1 protein-coding gene is annotated in these 1905 nt (G+C 49.6%); it reads left to right on the forward strand.

Features of this window, described 5'->3' with window-relative positions:
* Positions 1–435 precede the first annotated feature (435 nt).
* Positions 436–1833, forward strand: a complete 1398-nt coding sequence (gene ltrA / locus JCM14108_RS13760; RefSeq protein ID WP_035181530.1) for a group II intron reverse transcriptase/maturase — start codon at positions 436–438, stop codon at positions 1831–1833.
* Positions 1834–1905: the final 72 nt, after the last annotated feature.

Consider the following 1905-nt stretch of genomic DNA (forward strand, 5'->3'; position numbering starts at 1 on the left):
GTGCGCCCGGCATGGGCGCTAACTAGGTGGTGAAAGTCCACTGTAGGCCTTAGTAGTAGGAACTACGAGCCGAGGACAAGGGTGTCCACCGTGAGGCGGAATCTGAAGGAAGTCTAAGGCAAAGTGCTGAACCGATGTACAAGAACTGGCTACAAGGCTGTTATCTGGAGATAAGGTTGCATCACATACCAAAGTCTCATACTACTCGAAACAGATAGCAGTAAAGCCGGCGGTTACGTGGCATGAAAGTTAGCGTCCTTACCCGGGGAGGTCTGAGTCGCACGTTCTGGCACAGAAGCGATATGCATCTGGCAGAACAAACTGGCCAGCAATGACCAGCCGAGCGGTTCAGAAGTCAGCCGAGGTCATAGTAGTTGCCTCAGGCAACGAAGGACCAAACAGTAATAATCTTCACTGATACAGGAGGTGGAAGCAGTGCGACAATCGCAGAAAACAGAATCAAATACTGGCCGCCAACGGATGGTAGGTCTGGAAGACCAAGAGCAAGCTGGGGCGCGTAGCACCGCTTCTGGTGAACGCACAGTTGGAGATGACGTTTCGTTTCAAGCGGCGGTCTTGTCCCGTGGGAATCTTAATGAGGCCTATCAACAAGTCCGACGTAATAAAGGAGTTGCGGGAATTGACGGCATGACCGTTTATCAAGTGCTCCCATATTTGAAAGCGCATCGGGACGGCTTTATTGCCGCCCTGCGCAATGGTACGTACAAGCCCCGACCGGTCAAACGGGTGGAAATCCCGAAACCGGACGGATCCATGCGGAAATTAGGCATTCCGACCGTCCTCGACCGAATTGTGCAACAGGCAGTGGCCCAGGTCTTAACCCCAGTCCTTGAGAAAGTCTTCTCGGACAATAGTTTTGGCTTCCGACCTAACCGGAGTGCCCAAGATGCCATTAAGCGAGTCACTAGGCTTTACGACCAAGGTTATCACTATGTGATTGACCTGGATCTAAGGGCTTACTTTGACACGGTGAACCATGACCTGCTCATGAAGTTTATGAAGCAATATGTCGGCGACCCGTGGGTATTGCATCTGATTCGTCAATTCTTGACCAGTGGCGTCATGAACGGTCAACTATTCGAACGTTCCGATAAAGGGACACCGCAAGGTGGCCCGATCTCACCGCTATTAGCCAATGTTTATCTTAACGAATTGGATAAACTGTTAACCAAACGCGGACACCAATTTGTCCGTTATGCCGATGATTGTAATATTTACGTCAAAAGCAAGCGGGCCGGCTATCGCGTTTTGAATAGTGTTACCGGATTCCTTGAGAAGACACTGAAGGTGACCGTCAACCAAAAGAAAACGAAGGTCGGGTCGCCCTTGCGGTTGAACTTCCTTGGTTTTTCACTAGGAGTCAGTTCTAAGGGAGCTTACGCTCGTCCAAGCCAGAAAGCTAAACGACGAGTTCGACGAGCTCTTAAGCAACTGACTAAGCGTAATCGTGGGCGGAAACTCGATGTGATTTTTAAAGAAATTCGGCAAAAGATGCGTGGCTGGTTGCAATACTACAGTATTGGTAAAATGCGCTACTTCATTCAGCAAACTGACCAATGGCTACGTTCACGAATTCGCCAATATATTTGGAAGATGTGGAAGCAACCGGCCGCCAGGGCAAAAGCTTTGATGAAGCTGGGCATGACGCATAATCAAGCCTGGAAGTTTGCGGAAACCCGAAAGGGCTACTGGCGAACAGCGCACTCTAAAACACTGACGTGTACCATTACGAATAAAAGACTGGAACGTCGTGGACTTATAAATCTGTCCAAGACGCTCCAGTCAATTGAAGCAAAACGTTTAAATTACTGAACCGCCGTATACGGATCCGTACGTACGGTGGTGTGAGAGGTCGGTAGCGTGAGCTACCTCCTACTCGATTAA

Origin of the sequence: Lentilactobacillus farraginis DSM 18382 = JCM 14108 (assembly GCF_000583655.1) — a bacterium.
Classification (GTDB): Bacteria; Bacillota; Bacilli; order Lactobacillales; family Lactobacillaceae; genus Lentilactobacillus; species Lentilactobacillus farraginis.